The sequence below is a fragment of the Streptomyces sp. NPDC041205 genome (assembly GCF_055591765.1).
In genome coordinates this window covers 900002-919160 of sequence record NZ_JBVIZH010000001.1, presented here as the reverse complement: position 1 = coordinate 919160, position 19159 = coordinate 900002, and the positions used below count along the sequence as shown (strand labels likewise).

General features: G+C 71.7%; 20 protein-coding genes. 8 read left to right on the top strand and 12 right to left on the bottom strand.

What is annotated here, in order from left to right:
- Positions 1-459: 459 nt before the first annotated feature.
- The 5 genes from ACZ6BG_RS04105 to ACZ6BG_RS04085 all read right to left on the bottom strand — a co-directional run bounded on the left by ACZ6BG_RS04105 (position 460) and on the right by ACZ6BG_RS04085 (position 7169).
- Entirely contained in the window at positions 460-1401 is a 942-nt protein-coding gene (locus ACZ6BG_RS04105) for a dihydrodipicolinate synthase family protein (RefSeq protein ID WP_468996637.1), read from the bottom strand.
- Entirely contained in the window at positions 1398-2483 is a 1086-nt protein-coding gene (locus ACZ6BG_RS04100; RefSeq protein ID WP_468997914.1) for an oligopeptide/dipeptide ABC transporter ATP-binding protein, read from the bottom strand. The genes ACZ6BG_RS04105 and ACZ6BG_RS04100 overlap by 4 nt, the downstream gene beginning before the upstream one ends.
- On the bottom strand, positions 2476-4479 hold the full coding sequence (locus tag ACZ6BG_RS04095; RefSeq protein WP_468996633.1) for a dipeptide/oligopeptide/nickel ABC transporter permease/ATP-binding protein: 2004 nt from the start codon (positions 4477-4479) through the stop codon (positions 2476-2478). Before ACZ6BG_RS04095 ends, ACZ6BG_RS04100 begins: the two co-directional genes overlap by 8 nt.
- Positions 4479-5438 (bottom strand): ABC transporter permease, encoded by a 960-nt coding sequence (locus ACZ6BG_RS04090; RefSeq protein ID WP_468996631.1) that lies wholly within the window; start codon positions 5436-5438, stop codon positions 4479-4481. Before ACZ6BG_RS04090 ends, ACZ6BG_RS04095 begins: the two co-directional genes overlap by 1 nt.
- A gap of 102 nt (positions 5439-5540) precedes the next feature.
- Entirely contained in the window at positions 5541-7169 is a 1629-nt protein-coding gene (locus tag ACZ6BG_RS04085) for an ABC transporter substrate-binding protein (protein WP_468997912.1), read from the bottom strand.
- Positions 7170-7443: 274 nt separating this feature from the next.
- On the opposite strand from ACZ6BG_RS04085, the gene ACZ6BG_RS04080 reads away from it, so the two are divergent.
- Together ACZ6BG_RS04080 and ACZ6BG_RS04075 are read left to right on the top strand one after the other, a co-directional pair.
- Positions 7444-8205 (top strand): FadR/GntR family transcriptional regulator, encoded by a 762-nt coding sequence (locus ACZ6BG_RS04080; protein ID WP_468997910.1) that lies wholly within the window; start codon positions 7444-7446, stop codon positions 8203-8205.
- On the top strand, positions 8202-10139 hold the full coding sequence (locus ACZ6BG_RS04075; protein WP_468996629.1) for a beta-galactosidase: 1938 nt from the start codon (positions 8202-8204) through the stop codon (positions 10137-10139). The genes ACZ6BG_RS04080 and ACZ6BG_RS04075 overlap by 4 nt, the downstream gene beginning before the upstream one ends.
- Here the strand turns inward: ACZ6BG_RS04075 and ACZ6BG_RS04070 are convergent.
- A complete protein-coding gene (locus ACZ6BG_RS04070; RefSeq protein ID WP_468996626.1) occupies positions 10088-10966 on the bottom strand; it encodes an NmrA family NAD(P)-binding protein in 879 nt (292 codons plus the stop codon). The two genes, ACZ6BG_RS04075 and ACZ6BG_RS04070, sit on opposite strands and share 52 nt — an antisense overlap.
- On the bottom strand, positions 10959-11381 hold the full coding sequence (locus ACZ6BG_RS04065; protein WP_468996624.1) for a nuclear transport factor 2 family protein: 423 nt from the start codon (positions 11379-11381) through the stop codon (positions 10959-10961). Before ACZ6BG_RS04065 ends, ACZ6BG_RS04070 begins: the two co-directional genes overlap by 8 nt.
- Before the next feature lie 117 nt (positions 11382-11498).
- Here ACZ6BG_RS04065 and ACZ6BG_RS04060 point away from each other — a divergent pair, with 117 nt between their 5' ends.
- The 3 genes from ACZ6BG_RS04060 (at position 11499) to ACZ6BG_RS04050 (ending at position 13813) form a co-directional block, all read left to right on the top strand.
- Entirely contained in the window at positions 11499-12125 is a 627-nt protein-coding gene (locus ACZ6BG_RS04060; RefSeq protein ID WP_468996622.1) for a TetR/AcrR family transcriptional regulator, read from the top strand.
- 33 nt (positions 12126-12158) lie between these two features.
- On the top strand, positions 12159-13115 hold the full coding sequence (locus tag ACZ6BG_RS04055) for an ornithine cyclodeaminase family protein (protein ID WP_468996620.1): 957 nt from the start codon (positions 12159-12161) through the stop codon (positions 13113-13115).
- Positions 13116-13195: 80 nt separating this feature from the next.
- Positions 13196-13813: a hypothetical protein gene (locus ACZ6BG_RS04050; protein WP_468996618.1), complete on the top strand. Its 618-nt coding sequence runs from the start codon at positions 13196-13198 to the stop codon at positions 13811-13813.
- Here the strand turns inward: ACZ6BG_RS04050 and ACZ6BG_RS04045 are convergent.
- On the bottom strand, positions 13773-13997 hold the full coding sequence (locus ACZ6BG_RS04045) for a DUF397 domain-containing protein (RefSeq protein ID WP_468996616.1): 225 nt from the start codon (positions 13995-13997) through the stop codon (positions 13773-13775). The two genes, ACZ6BG_RS04050 and ACZ6BG_RS04045, sit on opposite strands and share 41 nt — an antisense overlap.
- A complete protein-coding gene (locus ACZ6BG_RS04040; protein WP_468996615.1) occupies positions 13979-14821 on the bottom strand; it encodes a helix-turn-helix domain-containing protein in 843 nt (280 codons plus the stop codon). Before ACZ6BG_RS04040 ends, ACZ6BG_RS04045 begins: the two co-directional genes overlap by 19 nt.
- Positions 14822-15086: 265 nt before the next feature.
- Here ACZ6BG_RS04040 and ACZ6BG_RS04035 point away from each other — a divergent pair, with 265 nt between their 5' ends.
- The gene (locus ACZ6BG_RS04035; protein ID WP_468996613.1) at positions 15087-15302 is read left to right on the top strand and encodes a hypothetical protein; all 216 of its coding nucleotides are present in this window, start codon (positions 15087-15089) and stop codon (positions 15300-15302) included.
- A gap of 272 nt (positions 15303-15574) precedes the next feature.
- Here the strand turns inward: ACZ6BG_RS04035 and ACZ6BG_RS04030 are convergent, their stop codons facing one another.
- Entirely contained in the window at positions 15575-15925 is a 351-nt protein-coding gene (locus ACZ6BG_RS04030) for a hypothetical protein (protein WP_468996611.1), read from the bottom strand.
- A 146-nt stretch (positions 15926-16071) separates the two neighbouring features.
- Between ACZ6BG_RS04030 and recO the strand changes: the two genes are divergently transcribed.
- Together recO and ACZ6BG_RS04020 are read left to right on the top strand one after the other, a co-directional pair.
- The gene (recO, locus tag ACZ6BG_RS04025) at positions 16072-16821 is read left to right on the top strand and encodes a DNA repair protein RecO (RefSeq protein ID WP_030357672.1); all 750 of its coding nucleotides are present in this window, start codon (positions 16072-16074) and stop codon (positions 16819-16821) included.
- A gap of 35 nt (positions 16822-16856) precedes the next feature.
- The gene (locus ACZ6BG_RS04020; RefSeq protein WP_468450181.1) at positions 16857-17678 is read left to right on the top strand and encodes an isoprenyl transferase; all 822 of its coding nucleotides are present in this window, start codon (positions 16857-16859) and stop codon (positions 17676-17678) included.
- A gap of 64 nt (positions 17679-17742) precedes the next feature.
- Here ACZ6BG_RS04020 and ACZ6BG_RS04015 read toward each other — a convergent pair whose 3' ends face one another.
- Together ACZ6BG_RS04015 and ACZ6BG_RS04010 are read right to left on the bottom strand one after the other, a co-directional pair.
- Entirely contained in the window at positions 17743-18156 is a 414-nt protein-coding gene (locus tag ACZ6BG_RS04015) for a Fur family transcriptional regulator (protein ID WP_468996608.1), read from the bottom strand.
- 103 nt (positions 18157-18259) lie between these two features.
- Positions 18260-19153: a metal ABC transporter permease gene (locus tag ACZ6BG_RS04010; protein ID WP_468996606.1), complete on the bottom strand. Its 894-nt coding sequence runs from the start codon at positions 19151-19153 to the stop codon at positions 18260-18262.
- Positions 19154-19159 lie beyond the last annotated feature (6 nt).

The following is a 19159-nucleotide window of genomic DNA, read 5'->3' as shown; positions in this document are numbered from 1 at the left end:
CCGACCCGGGGGCTGCGCCCCCGGACCCCCGCTGTCGGCGCTCCGCGCCTCGTCCTCAAGCGCCGGACGGGTTGGAATGGGGTGAGTGTCCCGTGCGGGTGGGACGGGCCTCCGCCGAATCGGCGCTCCGCGCCTCGTCCTCAAGCGCCGGACGGGCTAGAGGGTGCCGGGGCGGGCTGGGAACGCGCGGGTGCGTTTCAGCCCCTGCGCGGCCGCGCTCCAGCTCGTCCGAGGCCGCACTCCAGTCCCGCCCAGAGCTGCATTTCAGCTCGTCCGAGGCTGCGCTCCAGCTCGTCCGGGGCTGTATTTCGGCTCGGTCCGGGGCCGCGCTTCAGTCCGCCCAGAGCTGCATTTCAGCTCGTCCGAGGCTGTATTTCAGCCCCTCCGGCGTTTGAGGAGCGGGGTCTGGGGCGGAGCCCCAGTTCGGGAAGGGGCGGGACTGGGGCGCACCCGCGAGGCCTACAGCAACCCCGCCGCGGCCAAATGCTTGCCCACCTGCTCCGTCTCGGCCTCGGACAGCGGGACCTGGGGCGCCGCGGTGAGGGGGCAGTCGATGATGCCGCGGAGGTGCAGCGCGGCCTTGAACGCCCCGAGGCTGGAGGAACTGGCCCCCATCCGCAGGGGGTCACCGACGCCGACCATGCGGAACAGTGCGCACAACCGTTCCTGCTCGGCCCGAGCCCGCTCCCAGTCGCCCGCGCGGGCGTAGCGGTAGAGGCGTACGTAGCCGTGCGGATCGACGTTCCCGAGGCCGGGGACGACACCGTCGGCGCCCATGGCGAGGGCGGAGTCGACGGTGAGTTCGGAGCCGGTGAGGACGGCGAAGGAGGAGAGGCTGCGGGCGCGGGCGCCGAGGACGACGCGCCGCAGCCCTCCGTCGTCGCCGCTGGAGTCCTTGAGCCCGGCCAGCGCACCGTCGGCGGCGAGTTCGAGGACGAGGTCGGCGTCGAGCTTGGTGTGGACGGAGACGGGGAGGTCGTAGGCGAAGACGGGCAGCGCCCCGCGGGCGGCGACGAGGCGGAAGTGGCGGGCGACCTCGGCGGGATGGGTGCGGGTGTAGAAGGGGGCGGTGACGACGACGCCGTCGGCGCCCGCGTCGGCGGCGGCCCGGACGTGGTCGAGCACGCGCAGGGTGGTCATGTCGATGGCCCCGGCGAGGACGGGCAACTGCCCGCCGACGTACCGGACGACGCGGTCCACGACGACCTCGCGGTGCCCGTCCGGCAGATACGCGGCCTCGGAGGACGAGCCGAGCACGAAGAGACCGTCGACGCCGCCGTCGACCAGATGGTCGACGAGGCGTTCCAGCGAGGCCACGTCCACCTCGTTGTCCGGGGTCAGGGGGGTGCAGACGGGAGGGACGACACCGGTCAACGGGGAGGGAAGGTTCGGCAGGGTCACGGAGTCTCCTTGGGCGTGGCCGTGGCGGCGGCCGTCGCTGCGGACGACTGGCTGACGAGGTCCCGCGTGGACTCGCCCGCCAGTACGGGGTGGTGGCACCGGTACCGATGCTCGGCACCGGCGTCCGCGACGTCCGGCATGGCCGTCGCGCACACCTCGTCGGCCTTCCAGCACCGGGTGCGGAAGGGGCACCCGCTGGGCGGCCGCGTGGCCGACGGTACCGGGCCGACGAGCGGAATCGGGTCGATCGGGTCGAGCAGTCCGGGTGTGGCCGAGAACAGCGCCCGGGTGTACGGGTGCCGGGCGTTGTCGAGGATCTCGGCGGCGGGTGACTCCTCGACGATCCGGCCGAGGTACATGGTGATGACGCGGTCGCTCATCCTGCGGACGGTCTGGATGTCGTGGGAGACGAAGACCAGGGAGAGGTTCAGGCGCTCCTTGAGGTCGAGGAGCAGGTTGAGGATCTGGGCGCGTACGGAGACGTCGAGGGCGCTGGTCGGCTCGTCGGCGACGACGAGCTCGGGTTCGAGGGCGAGCGCGCGGGCGATGGCGACGCGCTGGCGCTGGCCGCCGGAGAGCTGTCCGGGCAGGGCGTCGGCGAGGACGGTGGGCAGGCCGACGAGGCTCATCAGCTCGCGCACCCGGTCGGTGCGCTCGGCGGGGGTGCCGCGGCGGTGCACGTCGAGGGGGTCGCGCAGGATCTGGCGGATGGGCAGGCGGCGGTTGAGGGCCGTCGAGGGGTCCTGGAAGATCATGGCGGTGCCGGTGCCGATCGTGGTGCGGCGCTCGGCGGCGCCCATCTCCCACAGGTCCCGGCCGCGGAACGCGACGAGCCCGGACGTCGGCGGCTGGATGCCGAGGAGGACCTTCGCGAGGGTCGACTTGCCGCAGCCGGACTCGCCGACGACGCCGACGGTCTCGCCGGGGGCGATGGTCAGGTCGGCGCCGGTGAGGGCGTACACCCGGTCGCGGGAGAACAGGCCGCCGGTGCGGGCCTTGTGGACGACGTGTGCGTCGCGCAGCGTGACCAGGGCGGTGGGGTCGTCGTCGGGCAGGTCGCCGGGGGGCACGGTCTCAGCCACGGTCACGGACCGCCTCGCTTCCTGGGAGCCGCGGCTCCGCTGTCTCGACGACGGGTGCGGGATGGTGGCAGGCCGTCCGGTGCCGCATCTCGCCGAGGAGTTCGGGGGCGGTGGTGTGGCACAGGGCGTCGGCGAGCGGGCACCGGTCGGCGAAGCGGCAGCCCGCGGGGAAGTCGGCCGGTGAGGGGACGACGCCCTTGATCTGGGTGAGGCGTTCGGCGGCGGACTCCAGGGAGAGCACGGAGCCGAGCAGGCCGCGCGTGTAGTGGTGGGTGGGGGCCTCGACGAGGTCGGCGGTCACGCCCGTCTCGACGATCTGGCCGCCGTACATGACCGCGACCCGGTCGGTGACGTCGGCGATCAGCGCCAGGTCGTGCGAGACGAGGATGAGGGCGAAGCCCAGCTCGGCGCGCAGCCGCAGCAGGAGTTGGATGACCTGGGCCTGCACGGTCACGTCGAGCGCGGTGGTGGGCTCGTCGGCGACGATCAGCTTGGGGTCGCGGGACAGGGCCATGGCGATGAGGACGCGCTGGCGCTGGCCGCCGGACAGCTCGTGCGGATAGCTGCGCAGGGTGCGGTCGGGGTCGAGGCCGACGAGGGCGAGGAGTTCGGCGGGGGAGCGGTGGCCGCCGCGCCGGACGACCTGCCCCAGCTGGGCGCGTACCGTCATCGCCGGGTTCAGGGACGACAGGGCGTCCTGGTAGATCATCGCCATGTCGTGGCCGAGGAGCCGCCGCCGGGCCCGCATGGGCAGGCCGATCAGCTCCCGCCCGTCGAAGGTGACGTGCCCGCGCACCCTGGCCCCCTTGGGTTCCAGGCCCATGACGGTGAGCGCGGTCAGGGACTTGCCGCAGCCGGACTCGCCGACGAGGCCGAGGACTTCGCCGGGCCGGACCTCGAAGCTGATGCCGTCGACGATGTCGACGCCGGAGTGCCGCTCCTCGAAGCCGATGGCCAGGTCCCGCACGCTGAGCACGGGCGCCCCTTCGGGCAGCGGCCGGGCCCGTGCGCGCAGCCGCGCCGCCGCCTCGGTCAGGCCCGGCAGCTCCAGGACCTCGCCGCTGCCCGGCTCGGGCGCCTCGACCGGGTCGTCCTTGCGTCCGGGGCCGGTGACGTCACGGCCGGACGGCGCGGCCCAGGCGTCGGAGACACCTTCGGAGAGCACGTTCAGGGAGAGCACGGTCAGGAGCATCAGGAGGCCGGGGAAGACCGTCGCCCACCAGCCGCCGATGAGGACCATGTTCTTGCCGTCGGCGATGACGCTGCCCCAGGACGGGTCCGGGGGCCGCACGCCCGCGCCGATGAACGACAGGGACGCCTCGAACACGATCGCCTCGGCGACCTGGACGGTGCAGAACACCAGGACCGGGGCGGCACAGTTGATGGCGACGTGCTTGATGACGATGTGCGGGGTGCGGGCGCCGATGACGCGTTCGGCGACCACGTAGTCCTCGCCGTACTGATCGAGCACGTTGGCGCGTACGACACGGGCGATCGGCGGGGTGAACAGGAAGGCGATCGCGCAGATCAGGACGGTGATGCCGCCGCCGAAGACAGCGACGAGGACCGCCGCGAGCGCGATGCCCGGGAACGCCATGACGACGTCCAGGCAGCGCATCAGCGTCTCGTCGACGGCCTTGCGGGAGGTCGCCGCGACGGCGCCGATGACCGCGCCGACGATCAGCGCGAGCGTCGTCGCGCCCAGGCCGATGGCGAGGGACCAGCGCGCCCCGTACATCAGCCGGCTGAGGATGTCCCGGCCGAGGCTGTCCTGGCCCATCCAGTGGTCGGCGGAGGGGTGGCCGGTGCCGTCGACGAGGGTCTGCTGGTCGAGTGGGTCGTGCGGGGCGATGAGCGGGGCGAACAGGGCGACGAGGACGACGACGGAGACGACGCCGAGGGAGACGCGGGAGAGGACCGGCAGCTTCGCCAGGGCCCGCAGCCGGATGCCGGGCACGGCAAGGCGCTCGGTGAGTTTCTTGCGCGACTGGAGCATCAGGAGGTTCCCCTCAGGCGCGGGTTCACCAGCAGATAGAGGATGTCGATCACCAGGTTCACCACGACGAAGCCGACGGCCGTGGTGATGACGACGCCCTGCACGACGGCCGGGTCACCGTTCTTCACCGCGTCGATCATGAGTTTGCCCATGCCGGGCAGCGAGAAGATCGTCTCGATGACGACCGCGCCGCCGAGGAGGTAGCCGACGCGCAGGCCGAGCACGGTCAGCGGGTTGATGAGGGCGTTGCGCAGGACGTTGCGGCCGACCACCACGACCGGCGGCAGACCGCTGCCGACGGCCGTGCGGACGTAGTCCTTGTCCAACTCCTCCACGACGGCGGTGCGCACGATGCGGGTCATCTGCGCGGCCACCGGCAGGGACAGGGCGAGGGCGGGCAGCGTCATCGTCTTCAGCCAGCCGGTGAAGGAGTCGGCCGGGTTGACGTAGCCGCCGGTCGGGAACCAGCCCAGGTCGACCGCCAGGTACTGGATCATCAGCAGGGCCAGCCAGAAGCCGGGCGCCGCGACGCCGGTCAGGGAGACGACGCGGATGATCTGGTCGGGCAGCCGGTCGCGGTAGATCGCGGCGAGCACGCCGAGCGGCAGGGAGAGCAGCACCGCGACGCCGAGGCCGAGGAAGGTCAGCTGCATCGTCAGCGGCAGCGCGGTGGTGATCTGGTCGATGACGGGGGACCGGGTCAGGACGCTGATGCCCATGTCGCCGCCGATGAGGTCGCCCACGAAGTCGACGTAGCGCACCGGCAGCGGATCGAGCAGGCCGTTGTCCTCGCGGAACTGGTGCAGCTGCTCCTGGGTGGGGTTCGCGCCCTGGAAGAACGCCGACGCCGGGTCGATGTCGGAGAACCGCATCACGAGGAACACGAAGAGCACGATGCCGAGCAGCAGCGGCACGAGCAGGGCGATGCGGCGGGCCAGGATACGCAGGATCGCGGTCACTGCTTGACGCTCCTCTGGTCGCTCACGGCGTACGGCCTCCTCGGGTCGCTCACGGCGTACGGCTCCTCGGGTCGCTCTCGGCGTACGGGTTCCTCAAGTCGCTCAGGCCCACTTGGACTGCAGGAGGTTGATGCCGGGGTAGGGCTGGGCGCGGACACCGGTGAGCTGCTCGGGGTCCCACGCCGTCATCAGCTCGTTGTGCACCACGGGGTACAGCACGGCCTCCTCGGCGACGATGTCGATGTAGTCCTGCACCATCGTCTTCTTCCGGGTGGCGTCCGGCTCGCGTGTCGCCCGGTCCATGAGGCGGAACAACTCCTTGGCGCGGGCGTCCTTCGCCCAGCGGGCGTAACCCATCCACAGGTTGTCGGGCCCGTAGTTGTAATGCATGATCAGGTCGGCCTCGATGCCGAACTGGTTGGGGTTCGAGGCGGCGGCGACGACCTGGTAGTCCTTCTTCTGGTCCATCTTGGTGAAGACGGCCGTGGTCTCCTGCGGGTCGAGCGTGGTCTGTACGCCGATCGCGTCCCAGGACGCCTTGATGGTGGGCAGGCAGTCGACGATCCAGCTGACGTTGACCGCCATGATGTTGATCTTCAGGTCCTCGACCCCGGCCTCCTTCAGGAGCGCCTTGGCCTTCTTCGGGTCGTACGCGTAGACGGTCTTCGCCGGGCGGTAGCTGGGGTTGCCCTCGTTGAGGAAGGACGAGGCGGCCTTGCCGTGCCCCTTCAGGGCGACCTCGATCATCTTCTCCCGGTCGATGGCGTAGTGCAGCGCCTGGCGCACCCGCACGTCGTCGAACGGCTTGTGCGCGGTGTTGAACATCAGGAAGAGGTTGTTCATGCCGGCCCCGCCCTCGACCGTCATGCCGCCCTTCTTCAGCTGCTCGATGTTGGCGTACGGGATGTTGTCGGAGATCTCGGCGTCCGCGCTGGCGCCGGAGATCTTCGCGACGCGCGGGGCCGCGTCGACGATCGTCAGCCAGTTCATCTTCTTGAAGGCGGCCTTGCGCGGGCCGTTGTAGTCGGCGAAGGCCTCGAACGTCGTGTTCGACTTCGGGTGGTGGGCGGTCTGCCGGTACGGGCCCGAGCCGACGGCCTTGCCCTTGGTCGCGTCGTCCCAGGCGCCCGGCTTGGAGTAGACGTGCTTCGGCATGATCTTGGCGAGGGTGAGCCGGGCCGCGCCGTCCGGGAAGGGGAACTTCAGGACCAGCTCCACGTTCCGCGCGTCGACCTTCCTGACCTCCTTCAGCCAGCTCTCGAAGAAGCCCTTGGCCAGCGTCTGCGTCTTCGGGTCCAGGATCCGGTCGAACACGAACACCACGTCGTCGGCGGTGACGGGCTTGCCGTCGTGCCAGGTGGCGCCCGCGCGCAGCTCGAACTTCCAGGTCGTCGCCTTCAGGTCGGCGGGCACCGCCGTGGCGAGCTGGGCGTAGGGCTCCCGGCTGATGGGGTCGGTGCCGAGCAGCGCCTCGTAGATGTGCTCGTTGCCTGCCATCGCGAACGCCGACGCCGTCTGCGTCGGGTCCCAACTGCCGTCGTTGCCATAGCCGATGACGGCCGTCAGGGTGCCGCCGTCCTTGCCGCCGCCACCGGTGTCGTTCGTCGACTCCGGTCCCGAGCAGGCCGCGAGCGTGCCGGTGAGACCCGCTGCCGCGCCCAGGGCGCCGGTGTACTTCAGGAAGGACCGGCGGTCGGGGCCGTGCCCGCCGTCGCGCGTCACGGGGATCAGGTGGCTCACAGTGCCTCCATGAAGGAGTGGGGAGGCCTGCTCCCCAAGTGCCGGGTGAGAGGGAGGTGCAGTGCTTCCGGTGGGAGATCCCACGTCCTACGTCATGCTGGCGTGGCGACCATAAGAGGGCCGGGAGTGCCGGTCAAGAGAACGCGCACGGATCAGAACCTGCTGTTCCCGGATCGGAATTGAGCAACCCTCAGGCCCGCGCCGGCGGCCGCGCGCGCATAAGTCTCGTCCGGAGGTGGGACGTGGGATGTCATCCGTGCCTACGATGTGGCGCATGCCTCAGGAGCCCATCCGTGAACGGCCCGGGCCCGCCCCAAGGCGGTCCGGTGAACGGCGTGTGAGCGGCCAGGTCCAGCGCGAGGTCACGCAGCTGATCCTGGACCGGCGGCTGCGCCCCGGCGCCCTGCTGCCCACCGAGGCCGAGCTGATGGAGGAGCTGGGCGTCAGCCGCAACTCCGTGCGCGAGGCACTCAAGGCGCTGCAGGCCCTCGACATCGTGGAGATCCGGCACGGCTACGGCACCTACGTCGGCCAGGCCTCCCTGACCCCCCTCGCCGACGGCCTGACCTTCCGCACCCTGGTCCAGCTCGCCGACGACTCGCACGCGCTCGCCGAGATCCTCCAGGTCCGCGCGGTCCTGGAGGAGGGTCTTGTGCGTGCGGTCGCGGCGGTGCTCACCGACGCCGAGCTGAGCGGCCTGGAGGATCTGGTGCGGCGGATGGAGGAGGCCGCGGCGGCCGGGGAGGCCTTCCCCGACCTCGACCGCGAGTTCCACGAGGCGCTGTACAGGCCGCTCGGCAACGCACTGGTCACCCAGTTGCTCGGCGCGTTCTGGCACGTCTTCCACCGGGTCGCGGGCGTCCGCGGCTGGTCGCGGGACCCGGCGCCCGACGTCACCGTACGCAGGCACCGCGACATAGTGGCGGCGCTGCGCGCGGGCGACGCGGGCGCGGCGCAGCGGGCGATGGCGGACCACTTCCGCGGCATCGAGGCGCGGGCGGGACAGGAATCGAGAGGTGTGGGATGAGCCCGGACGGCAGCGGCGGCGACGGCGGCGGTAGCGATAGCGGAGGCAATCTGGACCGCTTCTACGACAAGCTGGCGTCCCCCGCGTACGGCGGCGACTACAACCCCGAGCAATGGGGCCCCGACGTGCACGCCGAGGACGTCGAGCTGATGCGCGCGGCGGGCGTGAACCTGGTGACGCTCGGCATCTTCGGCTGGGCCACCACCGAACCGACCCCCGGCGCCTACGACTTCACCTGGCTGGACGCCCACCTGGACCGCCTCGCCGCCGCGGGTGTCGCCGTGTGCCTGGCCACGATGACCGCGTCCCCGCCCCCGTGGCTGGCCCGGCTGCACCCCGAGACGCTCCCCGTCATGGAGGACGGCACCCGCCTGCACCCCGGCTCCCGCCAGCACTGGTGCCCCTCCAGCCCCGTCTTCCGCAGCCACGCGGTGCGCCTGACGGAACGCCTCGCGACCCGGTACGCGGACCATCCGGCGCTCGCCCTGTGGCACATCGGCAACGAGTACGGCTGCCACATCTCGCGGCACTGCCACTGCGAGGTGTCCACGGCGGCGTTCCGCGACTGGCTGCGCGCACGGTACGGGACGGTCGACGCGCTGAACGACGCCTGGTCGACGACGTTCTGGTCGCAGCGCTACAGCACCTGGGAGGAGATCCACACCCCGCGCGCGGCCCCCTCCTTCCGCAACCCGGCCCAGCGCGCCGACTTCCTCCGCTTCTCCTCCGACGAACTCCTCGCCTGCTACCTGGCCGAGAAGGACGTCCTCGCCCGCGTCACCCCGCACACCCCCGTCACCACGAACTTCGTGCCCGTCGCCAAGACCCTCGACCTGTTCCGCTGGGCCCCGCACCTGGACGTCGTCTCGTACGACTCCTATCCCGACCCGCACGACCCGGACGCCGCCCAGCGCACCGCCTTCAGCTACGACGTGATGCGCGGCCTGAAGGCCGGACAGCCCTGGCTGCTCCTCGAACAGGCGCCCTCGGCCGTCAACTGGCGTGCCCACAACGGCCGCAAGCCGCCCGGACGGATGCGCCTGGACAGCTGGCAGGCCGTGGCGCACGGCGCGGACGCGGTGCTGTTCTTCCAGTGGCGCCAGTCGCGCGGCGGCGCCGAGAAGTTCCACTCGGCGATGGTGCCGCACGCGGGCCGCGAGACCCGCGTGTTCCGCGAGGTGACGGAGCTCGGCGCCGAACTCGCCGCACACCCCGACCTGTTGAGGTCACGCCCCGACCGCGCGGACGCGGCCCTCCTCCTCGACTGGCCCAACTGGTGGGCCCTGGAGACGGACGCGCACCCGGCCCCCATCGACTACCTGGACGGGGCGCTCGCCCACCACAAGGCGCTGTACGACGCGTCGGTGGCGTGCGACGTGGTGCCGGTCGACGGGGACCTGGCGGCGTACCGGCTGCTGCTCGTGCCGCACCTGTACTCCCTGTCGCTCGACACGGCCGCACGCCTCACCGACTACGTGCGGGACGGCGGCACGCTCGTCGTGTCGTACTTCTCCGGCATCACCGACGAGCACGACCGCGTGCACCTCGGCGGCTACCCGGGACCGCTGCGCGAGGTCCTCGGCCTGACCGTCGAGGAGTTCGACCCGCGCCCCGACGGAGCCTGGGCGGAGGAGATCCGCCTGGAGGGCGCCGAGCAGATCCTCGCGTACGACGGGGGCGGCCCCGCCGTGACCCGGCACGACTACGGCCGGGGCACCGCCTGGTACCTGGGCCTCGGCCCCGACCCCAAGACGATGCGCGAACTGCTCGACCGGGTGCGGGCGGAGGCCGGGGTGTCGCCCGTCGTGGCGGGCCTCCCCGAGGGCGTGCAGGTGCGGACTCGGGTGACGGCGGCGGGGGAGAGGGTGCGGCTGCGCCTCGATCACCGCGACGGGGCGGTGACGGTCGAGCGCGACCAGGCCTCCCGGCAGTAGTCCGCGAAGGAGCGGGGCGCCCGGCCGGTGAGGCGGGCCACGGTGTCCGTGACGCGGTCCTCGGCGCCGCCCCGGACGGCGTCGTCGAGGGCGGCGAGGACGCGGGCGAACCCGGCGGGCAGGCCGCGTTCCGTGAGCCGGTCGGCGAGCTGCCCGGCCGACACCGCGTGGTGGGTGACCGCTCGTCCCGTGGCGTCGGTGAGCGTCGCCGCCACCTCGTCGTACGTCAGCGCCTCCGGGCCGGTGATCACCAGGTCGTGCTCGGGCGCGGGCACGGCGGTGAGGGCGTGCGCGGCCACCGCCGCGATGTCGTCGGCGTCGACGAACGGCACCCGGCCCGTGCCGGTGGCGGTCGTCAGGACCCCGTCGGTGCGGACGCTTTCGGCGTGCAGGTGGTCGGCGGTGAAGTTCTGCATGAACCAGGACGGGCGGAGCGCGGCCCACTCCTCGAAAACCCCTTCCTCGGCGAGGAGTTGGTGGACCTGGCCGAGGACGGGACCGCCCGCCTCGATGGCCGACGAACTCAGCAGGACCACCCGGGTCACGCCCGCCGCGCGGGCCCGCCGCAGGAACGGCAGCATGACGGCGGCCGGGTCGGGGTCGCCGATCGGCGCCACCAGGTAGACGCGGTCGGCCCCCTGGAGTGCGGGCGCGTGCGTCGCCTCGTCGTACCAGTCGAAGCGGACCGCGCGGGCCCCCGGGTGCGGGGTACGGGCCGAGCGGCTCGTGGCGCGCACGGTGTGGCCGAGGGCGACGAGGCGGGTGGTGAGGCGGCTGCCGGTGGTGCCGGTGGCGCCCGTCACCAGGACGGTGGGTCGCTCAGGCACGGACGGCCTCCTTGAGGGAGGCGGGGGTGCCGAGCGGGTTCCAGTAGTCGCGGTAGTGCGTGAAGCGTCCGCCCTCGGCGGTGACCACGGCGATGTACGTCATGTCGAAGGGGGCGCCCGTCGTGGTGACGCGGCCCGTGGCACGCATCTCGGCGACGATCCTCTCCGGGGCGGTCGTCTCGTGGATGTCGACGTACGGGAAGTCCTCGTACGCGATGTGGTCGCCGAGGCCGCGCAGGTACGCGCCGATGGCGTCCCGGCCCTCGACGCGGCGCGGATAGCCCTCCGGGGCGAAGGGGAACTCGATGACGCCGTCCTCGGCGAACAGGTCGACCCAGCCCGCCACGTCGTCGGCGAGGAGCAGGCGGATGCCCTCGCGGAACAGGTCGGAGGGGGTGGTCGGTGTGCTGGGCATGCTGGTGTCCCGTCCTCTAAGATGTGGACTGTCGGTCCGCTTAACGATACGGACCGCCGGTCCGCTTTGTAAAGGTGTCCCCGTACGAAAGGCCCCGCGCGAGATGACGGTGTCCCCATGACCGAGCGCAAGGCGCGCGCCGACGCGGCGCGCAACCGCGAGGCCGTACTCGCCGCCGCCGACGAGCTGTTCGCGCGCAGCGAGAGCCCGCGCGGGGTGTCCATGGAGCAGGTCGCGGCCGCGGCGGGCGTCGGCAAGGGCACCCTGTTCCGCCGCTTCGGCGACCGCACCGGCCTGATCCGCGCGGTGTTCACGGCCCGCAGCGAGGCGGTGCGCGCCGCCGTCGAGTCGGGCCCGCCGCCGCTCGGCCCCGGCGCGCCCGCCCGCGACCGGGTGCCCGCCCTCCTGGACGCCCTCCTCGACTTCAAGCTCGGCAACCGCCATCTGTCCCTCGCCCTGGAGGAGTCGGGCGGCGGCAGCCCGTACGAGGCGGAGCACTACGGCTGGTGGCACGGCGTCCTGCGGGACGCCCTCGCGGCGACGGCGGCGGTGCCCGACGCCGACTACGCCTCCCACGCGCTGCTCGCGGCCGTGCGGGCGGACCTCGTCGAGCACTTGGTGGCGGTGGAGGGGATGTCGGGGGACGAGATCAGGGGGCGGCTCGGGGAGTACGTGGGGAAGGTGCTGGGCCAGCCCGGCGACCTGCGCCGCCATGCGGCTGCCGGGCCGCCGCGACGTCCGTGAACCCGACTGTGGGGAGGGTGGCACGATCGGGGCATGACGCGTCTGCTGACCCAAGGCGATCTCCTCGCCCTCCTCGACCCGGCCGCCTGCCTCGATGCGCTCGCGGACGGCTTCCGCACGGCGGACGAGGTGTCGGTCGCCGGGCAGCGCGTGCGTTCGGACCTGCCGTTTCCCGGTACGGCGACGGCGCTGATCCCCGGCCTGCTTCCCGGTGTGGAGGCATACACCGTGAAGGTCAACGCCAAGTTCCCCGCCGCGCGGCCCGCGTTGCGCGGGGTGATCTGTCTGTACAGCGGCGCGGACGGCGAACTGCTGGCGCTCATCGACTCGGCGACGGTCACCGCGTGGCGCACGGGTCTTGCCGCCGCCCTCGGCACGCACGCGCTCGCCGCCCCCGACCCGTCGGGCACCGCCGTGCTCGGCGTGGTCGGCGCGGGCGCGCAGGCGGAGCTGATGGTGCGCGGCCTGCGTGCGCTGCGTCGCTTCAGTGGCCTTGCTGTGTACGACACGGACGCGGACCGCGCCGCCGACTTCGCCGCCCGCCACGGCGGCCAGGTGTCCGCGTCCGCCGCCGACGTGTCCGCCCTCGCCGACGTCGTCCTCCTCGCCACCTGGTCCCGCACCCCGCTCCTCGGCCTGGCCGACACCCGCCCCGGCCAGCACCTCACCACCCTCGGCGCCGACGAGCCCGGCAAGCAGGAGCTGGCCGGGGGCCTGTTGCGGGACGCCCACCTCGTCGTGGACGACCGTGAACTGGCGGCGTCCATGGGCGCGTTGGCCGCCGCCGGGCTGCCCGCGTCGGCCGCCGACGCCACCCTCGGCGAGGTGCTGCGCGGCGAGCGGCCCGCCGCCCACGCGGACGGCACCTCGGCCGTCCGCTCCGTCTACGCGCCCGTCGGCCTGCCCTGGCAGGACCTCGCCCTGTCCTGGCTCGCCTTCCGGGAGGCGGAACGGCTCGGCGTCGGCGCGCGCGTCGATCTCCTGGGCTGACCCCGGGTCCGCCGCGCGGCGGAGCTGCTTCGTCCCGGTGGGCGATCCGGGCGGCGGGGCGTGATCGCCAGGCTGGTCCCATGACGACGACCGGCACCCGTACCGAAGTCACCCGTACCGAACTCCCGCCCCCACCCGGCCGGTTGCGCACCTGCTGGGCCGCCGCCCACGCCCGCGCCGACGGCGTCCCCCAGTGGGCGTGGCTGGCCGCGCTCGCCGTACCGCTGACCGCGCTGCCCTCGGGTGTCTGGCGCATCGCGGGCTGGTTCCTCGACGAGAGCAGCCACGACAAACGGGGTGACCTCCCGGCGTGGGTGCCCGGGTGGTCCTACATGCTGTTCCTGTCCCTCGTCTCCGAGCTGCTCGCCTTCACGGCGGTGGGGCTCGTCACGCGCTGGGGCGAGGTGTTCCCGCGCTGGGTGCCGTTCCTGCGCGGGCGTGCGGTGCCGACGATGGCGGCGGTCGTCCCGGCGGCGATCGGCGCCGTGCTGGTCACGGCACTGTGGACGGGCGCGTTCGTGGCGGAGGCGGCCGGGGTGACGATCACGGGCGAGCCGCTCTCCGAGGACTACCCCACGCGGCAGGGCCCTTGGCAGGCTGCGGCCCTCTACGTGAGTTACGCGCCGTTGTTGCTGTGGGGGCCCTTGCTGGGGGCGGTCACCTGGGCGTACTGGCGCCGCCGCCGCACACAGCCGTGAGGAAGGTGGTCCAGGCGGGGGCGCCTATGAGGACGACGGGGCCGCCGTCGGGGTTGGTTTTGCTGTCGCGGACGGGGACGTTTCCGGGGAGCCCGGCGGCGACTTCGACGCAGTTCTCACCGCCGTCGCCGCTGCTGTAACTGCTCTTGCGCCACTGGGCGTTGCTCAGGTCGGCTTCACGCATCGTCTGTGGTCCTCCGCCGCCGACTTGATCAGTATCAGGGACGCCTCCGGCGGCAACGCGGCGGCCCTGAGCAGATCGTAGGATCCCTGCACGCGCTTCACCACTGCTGGTTCGTCCAGGAGATTCCCCCAATGCACGCCTTCTGTATAGACGGCGGGCGGAGCGTCCTCGAACTCCATGAGCCGCATCATCTTGCCCATCCTCGCGTGCGCTCCCGCCACGAAGGGGATCACCTGGATCAGCACCTTGTGCTCGCCCACCATCTGCAACAGGCGATCGAGTTGCGCGGCCATGGTGGCGGGGTCGCCGACCGGCACGCGGAGCGCGGCCTCGTGCAGGATCACCCAGTACTCGGGCCGCGTGACGTCCTTCAGGATGTGGGCACGGTCCATGCGGGCCTGGATCTGCTCGTCGATGTACTCCGGGGTGGCGAACGGATGGCTCGCCTCGTACAGAGCCCGGGTGTACTCCGGAGTCTGCAACAGACCAGGAACCAGCATCGGCTCGAACTCGCAGATTTTCGTTGCCAGCCGCTCCAGCTCCGCTACATGCGCGAAGTAGGCCTCAAACGGCTGGTCCTTGATGAGCTTGCGCCACATTCGCTCGAAAAGGCCATCAGTCCGTAAGGTTTCGTCAATCCGCTGGGCCACATCCAACTGCGGCTTACGAATAGCCTGTTCGAACTGGCCGATGTACCCGCCGGAGACAAAAACCCGCGCACCCAGCTCCACCTGCGTGAACGCGGCCTCCTCGCGCCTCCGCTTGAGCTCGGCGCCGAAGAACTCCCAGGCGGCCTGCCGGGATCCATGAGCACCTTTGGCCATGGATGAACTCCCCTCTTCAGCCTCGCACTTGTAGCGCACAGACTCCTGCCGAGTGTAGGCGGACCGCGTCATCGTGGAGACGTGAAGCGTGAAATCCGATGGCAAAGGGGAGCCACGTGACGGCGATTAACGCCGCAGGCCACCAGCACTCCGCGGGTTGCCTCGAAGAGGTGGAGGAAACAGTGGAAGAATTGCGCGCCGCCCTGGGTCGGACGGGAATTTCTCTGGCGAAAGCGGCCGGGCACGGCCGTGGGGCGGTGACGGCATGAGGCTGCCGATCGGTACGTACGCGGTGGACACGAGGACGGGCAGGGTGGGCCGGGTGATGGGCCACGAGGGCCCGTACGTACAGCTGCGGCCGTACGGGGGCGGCCGGGAGTGGGACTGCGCCCCGGAGGTGCTGAGGACGGCGACGAGCGCGGAGCGGCTGCGCGCGGCGACGGCGTACGCGAACGCCCGCAGCCGGGGGGAGGTGCCTTGACGGTGCGGCCGGGTCGTCAGCCGGACCAGGTGATGTGGCAGACGTAGACGCACTCGTGGCGGGGGATGGCGAGAAAGCTGATGAAGCCGCGCCCGCCCAGAGGTCGAATTCGCGCAGCCCGCCTTCGCGGTCGACCGGCCTGCCGACCCGCTCGCTGTCCGGGCCGAGGGCGGCGAGTTCGGTGGCCAGGCGCTCGACCTCGGCGACCACCCCAGGGGGCAGCCCTTCGGTGAGCTATTCCTCGCTCGGATTCCAGTCCCAGGTCCAGTCGCTCACCGCAGTCCGGCCTCGGCTTCCGCGGCTTCCCGGATCTCGCGGATCTCCGTCACGGCGTCCATGGGGTCGCCTTCACCGGTGCTGACGAAGCGCTCCAGCTCGCGCAGTCGGGCGGCGCGCTGCGGGTGCCGTTCGATCGCCACGAAGACGGCCCAGGAGTGGATGAACGAGCGCAGAGGGGCGAGGCTCTGGATCTGCTGTGCGTTCGTGGTCGCCTCGAAGAGGTGCTGGGTGAGCGCGGGAATCCGGCTGGGCGCGATCTTGGCCACGGCGGCGCGCAGCGCGTCGGGGGTCAGCTCGGGCATCGGGATCAGCGGGCCGTACGGGCCATCGGGTTGCGCGCTCACAGGGCCTCCGGTGCGGACAGGGGTGTCCTCGTACGCTACCGGCCCGCTGGAGAAAACCAGAGGAAACTGGCGGGCGACCGCGATGAACCGTGGCCCGGGGGCGAACCCGTGGCCGTCGGCCTGCCGCCGTACGCGAGAATGGGCCCATGAGCCTGTTCCGTGACGACGGTGTGGTGCTGCGCACCCAGAAGCTGGGTGAGGCGGACCGCATCATCACGCTGCTCACGCGCGGGCACGGACGCGTGCGGGCCGTGGCCCGCGGAGTGCGGCGGACGAAGTCCAAGTTCGGGGCGCGCCTGGAACCCTTCTCGCACGTGGACGTGCAGTTCTTCGCGCGCGGCAGCGAACTGGTCGGCCGCGGGCTCCCTTTGTGCACGCAGAGCGAGACGATCGCTCCGTACGGTAGCGGGATCGTGACGGACTACGCCCGGTACACCGCCGGGACGGCCATGCTGGAGACGGCGGAGCGGTTCACCGACCACGAGGGCGAGCCCGCGGTGCAGCAGTATCTGCTGCTCGTCGGCGGCCTGCGCACCCTCGCCCGCGGCGAGCACGAACCGCATCTCGTCCTCGACGCGTTCCTGCTGCGCTCCCTCGCCGTGAACGGCTACGCGCCCACGTTCAACGACTGCGCGAAGTGCGGCCTGCCCGGCCCCAACCGCTTCTTCTCCGTCGCCGCGGGCGGCTCGATTTGCGCCGACTGCCGGGTGCCGGGCAGCGTCGTGCCGTCGGCGGAGACCCTGACGCACCTCGGGGCGCTGCTCACCGGTGACTGGGCGACGGCCGACTCCTGCGAGGCCCGGCACGCCCGCGAGGGCAGCGGGCTCGTATCGGCCTATCTGCACTGGCACATGGAGCGCGGCCTGCGCTCGCTGCGGTACGTAGAGAAGAACTGACCAAGCTCAGCTAGGAGTGAGAGCCCCCGATGGCAGTGGCACGACGCGGAATCCTCGGACGGAGCCGCCGTGAGTACAAGGCGCCCGAGCCGCACCCCTCCGGCGCGCGCCCGCCGAAGATCCCCGGCGAGCTGGTCCCCAAGCACGTCGCCGTCGTCATGGACGGCAACGGCCGGTGGGCCAAGGACCGCGGCCTGCCGCGCACCGAGGGGCACAAGGTCGGCGAGGGCGTCGTCCTCGACGTCCTCAAGGGCTGCCTGGAGATGGGCGTCAAGAACCTCTCCCTGTACGCCTTCTCCACCGAGAACTGGAAGCGGTCGCCCGAAGAGGTCCGCTTCCTCATGAACTTCAACCGGGACGTCATCCGGCGCCGCCGGGACGAGATGGACGAGCTGGGCATCCGCATCCGCTGGGTGGGCCGCATGCCCAAGATGTGGAAGTCCGTCGTCCAGGAGCTCCAGGTCGCCCAGGAGCAGACCGTCAAGAACGACGCCATGACGCTGTACTTCTGCGTCAACTACGGGGGGCGTGCGGAGATCGCGGATGCCGCCCAGGCCATCGCGCGGGACGTCGCGGCGGGCAGGCTCGACCCGGGCAAGGTCAACGAGAAGACCTTCGCCAAGTACATGTACTACCCGGACATGCCGGACGTGGACCTCTTCCTGCGCCCCAGCGGCGAGCAGCGCACGTCCAACTACCTGATCTGGCAGTCCAGCTACGCCGAGATGGTCTTCCAGGACGTCCTGTGGCCCGACTTCGACCGCCGCGACCTGTGGCGCGCCTGCCTGGAGTACGCCTCCCGCGACCGCCGCTTCGGCGGGGCCATCCCGAACGAGGAGCAGATCGCCAACAGCTAGGCGGCGGGTACGCGAAGGGGCCCGCACCGCCGACCGGCGGTGCGGGCCCCTCGGCCGTACACAGCTACTTCTTGGCGCAGTCCTCACACGTACCGAAGACCTCCACCGTGTGCGCCACGTTCACGAAGCCGTGCTCCGCGGCGATCGCCTCCGCCCACTTCTCCACCGCGGGGCCCTCGACCTCCACGGCCTTGCCGCAGACGCGGCAGACCAGGTGGTGGTGGTGCTCGCCGGTCGAGCAGCGGCGGTAGACCGACTCGCCCTCGTTGGTGCGCAGCACGTCGACCTCGCCGGCGTCGGCGAGGGACTGGAGCGTGCGGTAGACCGTCGTCAGGCCCACGGAGTCACCGCGGTGCTTGAGCATGTCGTGGAGCTCCTGCGCACTGCGGAACTCGTCCACCTCGTCGAGCGCGGCCGCCACAGCGGCGCGCTGCCGGGTGGACCGGCCTCGTACGGGGGGTCCCGCAGCGGTCGTCACAGGTGCCTCCTAGCACTCGTAAGGACTCGTCCGCACTTCGTAGCGCGTCGTCTCTCGCCCGGCCATTGTGCCAGGTCGCTGCCGGACGGTGACCAGAGTGATCTCAGACAGTGACCTCGTCCGACGCGCCCCGCGCACCCGGCACATCCGCCGTGCAGGCCGCTTCGCGCGCCGCGGAGGCCCGTGCCCGTCTGCGCGCCAGCGGCGTCGCGAGCAGCGTGAGCACGATGAACACGCCGATCGTCAGGAGCACGATCGTCGCTCCGGGCGGCACGTCCTGGTAGTACGAGGTGACCGTGCCGCCGAGCGTCACGGAGATCCCGATGGCCACCGCGATCGCGAACGTCGCCGCGAAGCTCCGGGTGAGCTGCTGCGCCGCCGCCACCGGCACCACCATGAGCGCCGACACCAGGAGCAGGCCCACGACCCGCATGGCGACGGTGACCGTGACCGCCGCCGTCACGGCCGTCAGGAGGTTCAGGGCCCGCACCGGCAGACCCGTCACACGAGCGAACTCCTCGTCCTGGCTCACCGCGAACAACTGGCGGCGCAGACCGACCGTGACGAGGACCACGAACGCGGCGAGCAGACAGATCGCCGTCACGTCCTCCTCCGAGACCGTCGACAGCGAGCCGAAGAGGTAGGAGCTCAGGTTGGCGTTCGAGCCGCCCGGCGCGAGGTTGATCAGCATCACGCCGCCCGCCATGCCGCCGTAGAACAGCATCGCGAGCGCGATGTCGCCGCGCGTCTTGCCGTACCAGCGGATCAGCTCCATCGCGACAGCTCCGACCACCGCGACCGCCGTCGCCATCCACACCGGGGATGTGGAGAGCAGGAAGCCGAGGCCGACGCCCGTCATCGCGACATGGCCGATTCCGTCACCCATGAGGGCCTGGCGGCGCTGCACCAGATAGATGCCGACCGCGGGCGCCGTGACGCCGACGAGGGCGGCGGCGAGCAGCGCCCGCTGCATGAACGCGTAGTTCAGGAATTCCATCGCCGG

Excerpts from the sequence above, each read along its gene's own strand:
- ACZ6BG_RS04095 (WP_468996633.1), bottom strand. The coding sequence starts at position 4,479 with ATGCTCCAGTCGCGCAAGAAACTCACCGAGCGCCTTGCCGTGCCCGGC.
- ACZ6BG_RS04080 (WP_468997910.1), top strand. The coding sequence starts at position 7,444 with ATGTGGCGCATGCCTCAGGAGCCCATCCGTGAACGGCCCGGGCCCGCC.
- ACZ6BG_RS04075 (WP_468996629.1), top strand. The coding sequence starts at position 8,202 with ATGAGCCCGGACGGCAGCGGCGGCGACGGCGGCGGTAGCGATAGCGGA.
- ACZ6BG_RS04065 (WP_468996624.1), bottom strand. The coding sequence starts at position 11,381 with ATGCCCAGCACACCGACCACCCCCTCCGACCTGTTCCGCGAGGGCATC.
- ACZ6BG_RS04060 (WP_468996622.1), top strand. The coding sequence starts at position 11,499 with ATGACCGAGCGCAAGGCGCGCGCCGACGCGGCGCGCAACCGCGAGGCC.
- ACZ6BG_RS04055 (WP_468996620.1), top strand. The coding sequence starts at position 12,159 with ATGACGCGTCTGCTGACCCAAGGCGATCTCCTCGCCCTCCTCGACCCG.
- ACZ6BG_RS04050 (WP_468996618.1), top strand. The coding sequence starts at position 13,196 with ATGACGACGACCGGCACCCGTACCGAAGTCACCCGTACCGAACTCCCG.
- ACZ6BG_RS04045 (WP_468996616.1), bottom strand. The coding sequence starts at position 13,997 with ATGCGTGAAGCCGACCTGAGCAACGCCCAGTGGCGCAAGAGCAGTTAC.
- ACZ6BG_RS04040 (WP_468996615.1), bottom strand. The coding sequence starts at position 14,821 with ATGGCCAAAGGTGCTCATGGATCCCGGCAGGCCGCCTGGGAGTTCTTC.
- ACZ6BG_RS04035 (WP_468996613.1), top strand. The coding sequence starts at position 15,087 with ATGAGGCTGCCGATCGGTACGTACGCGGTGGACACGAGGACGGGCAGG.
- recO (WP_030357672.1), top strand. The coding sequence starts at position 16,072 with ATGAGCCTGTTCCGTGACGACGGTGTGGTGCTGCGCACCCAGAAGCTG.
- ACZ6BG_RS04010 (WP_468996606.1), bottom strand. The coding sequence starts at position 19,153 with ATGGAATTCCTGAACTACGCGTTCATGCAGCGGGCGCTGCTCGCCGCC.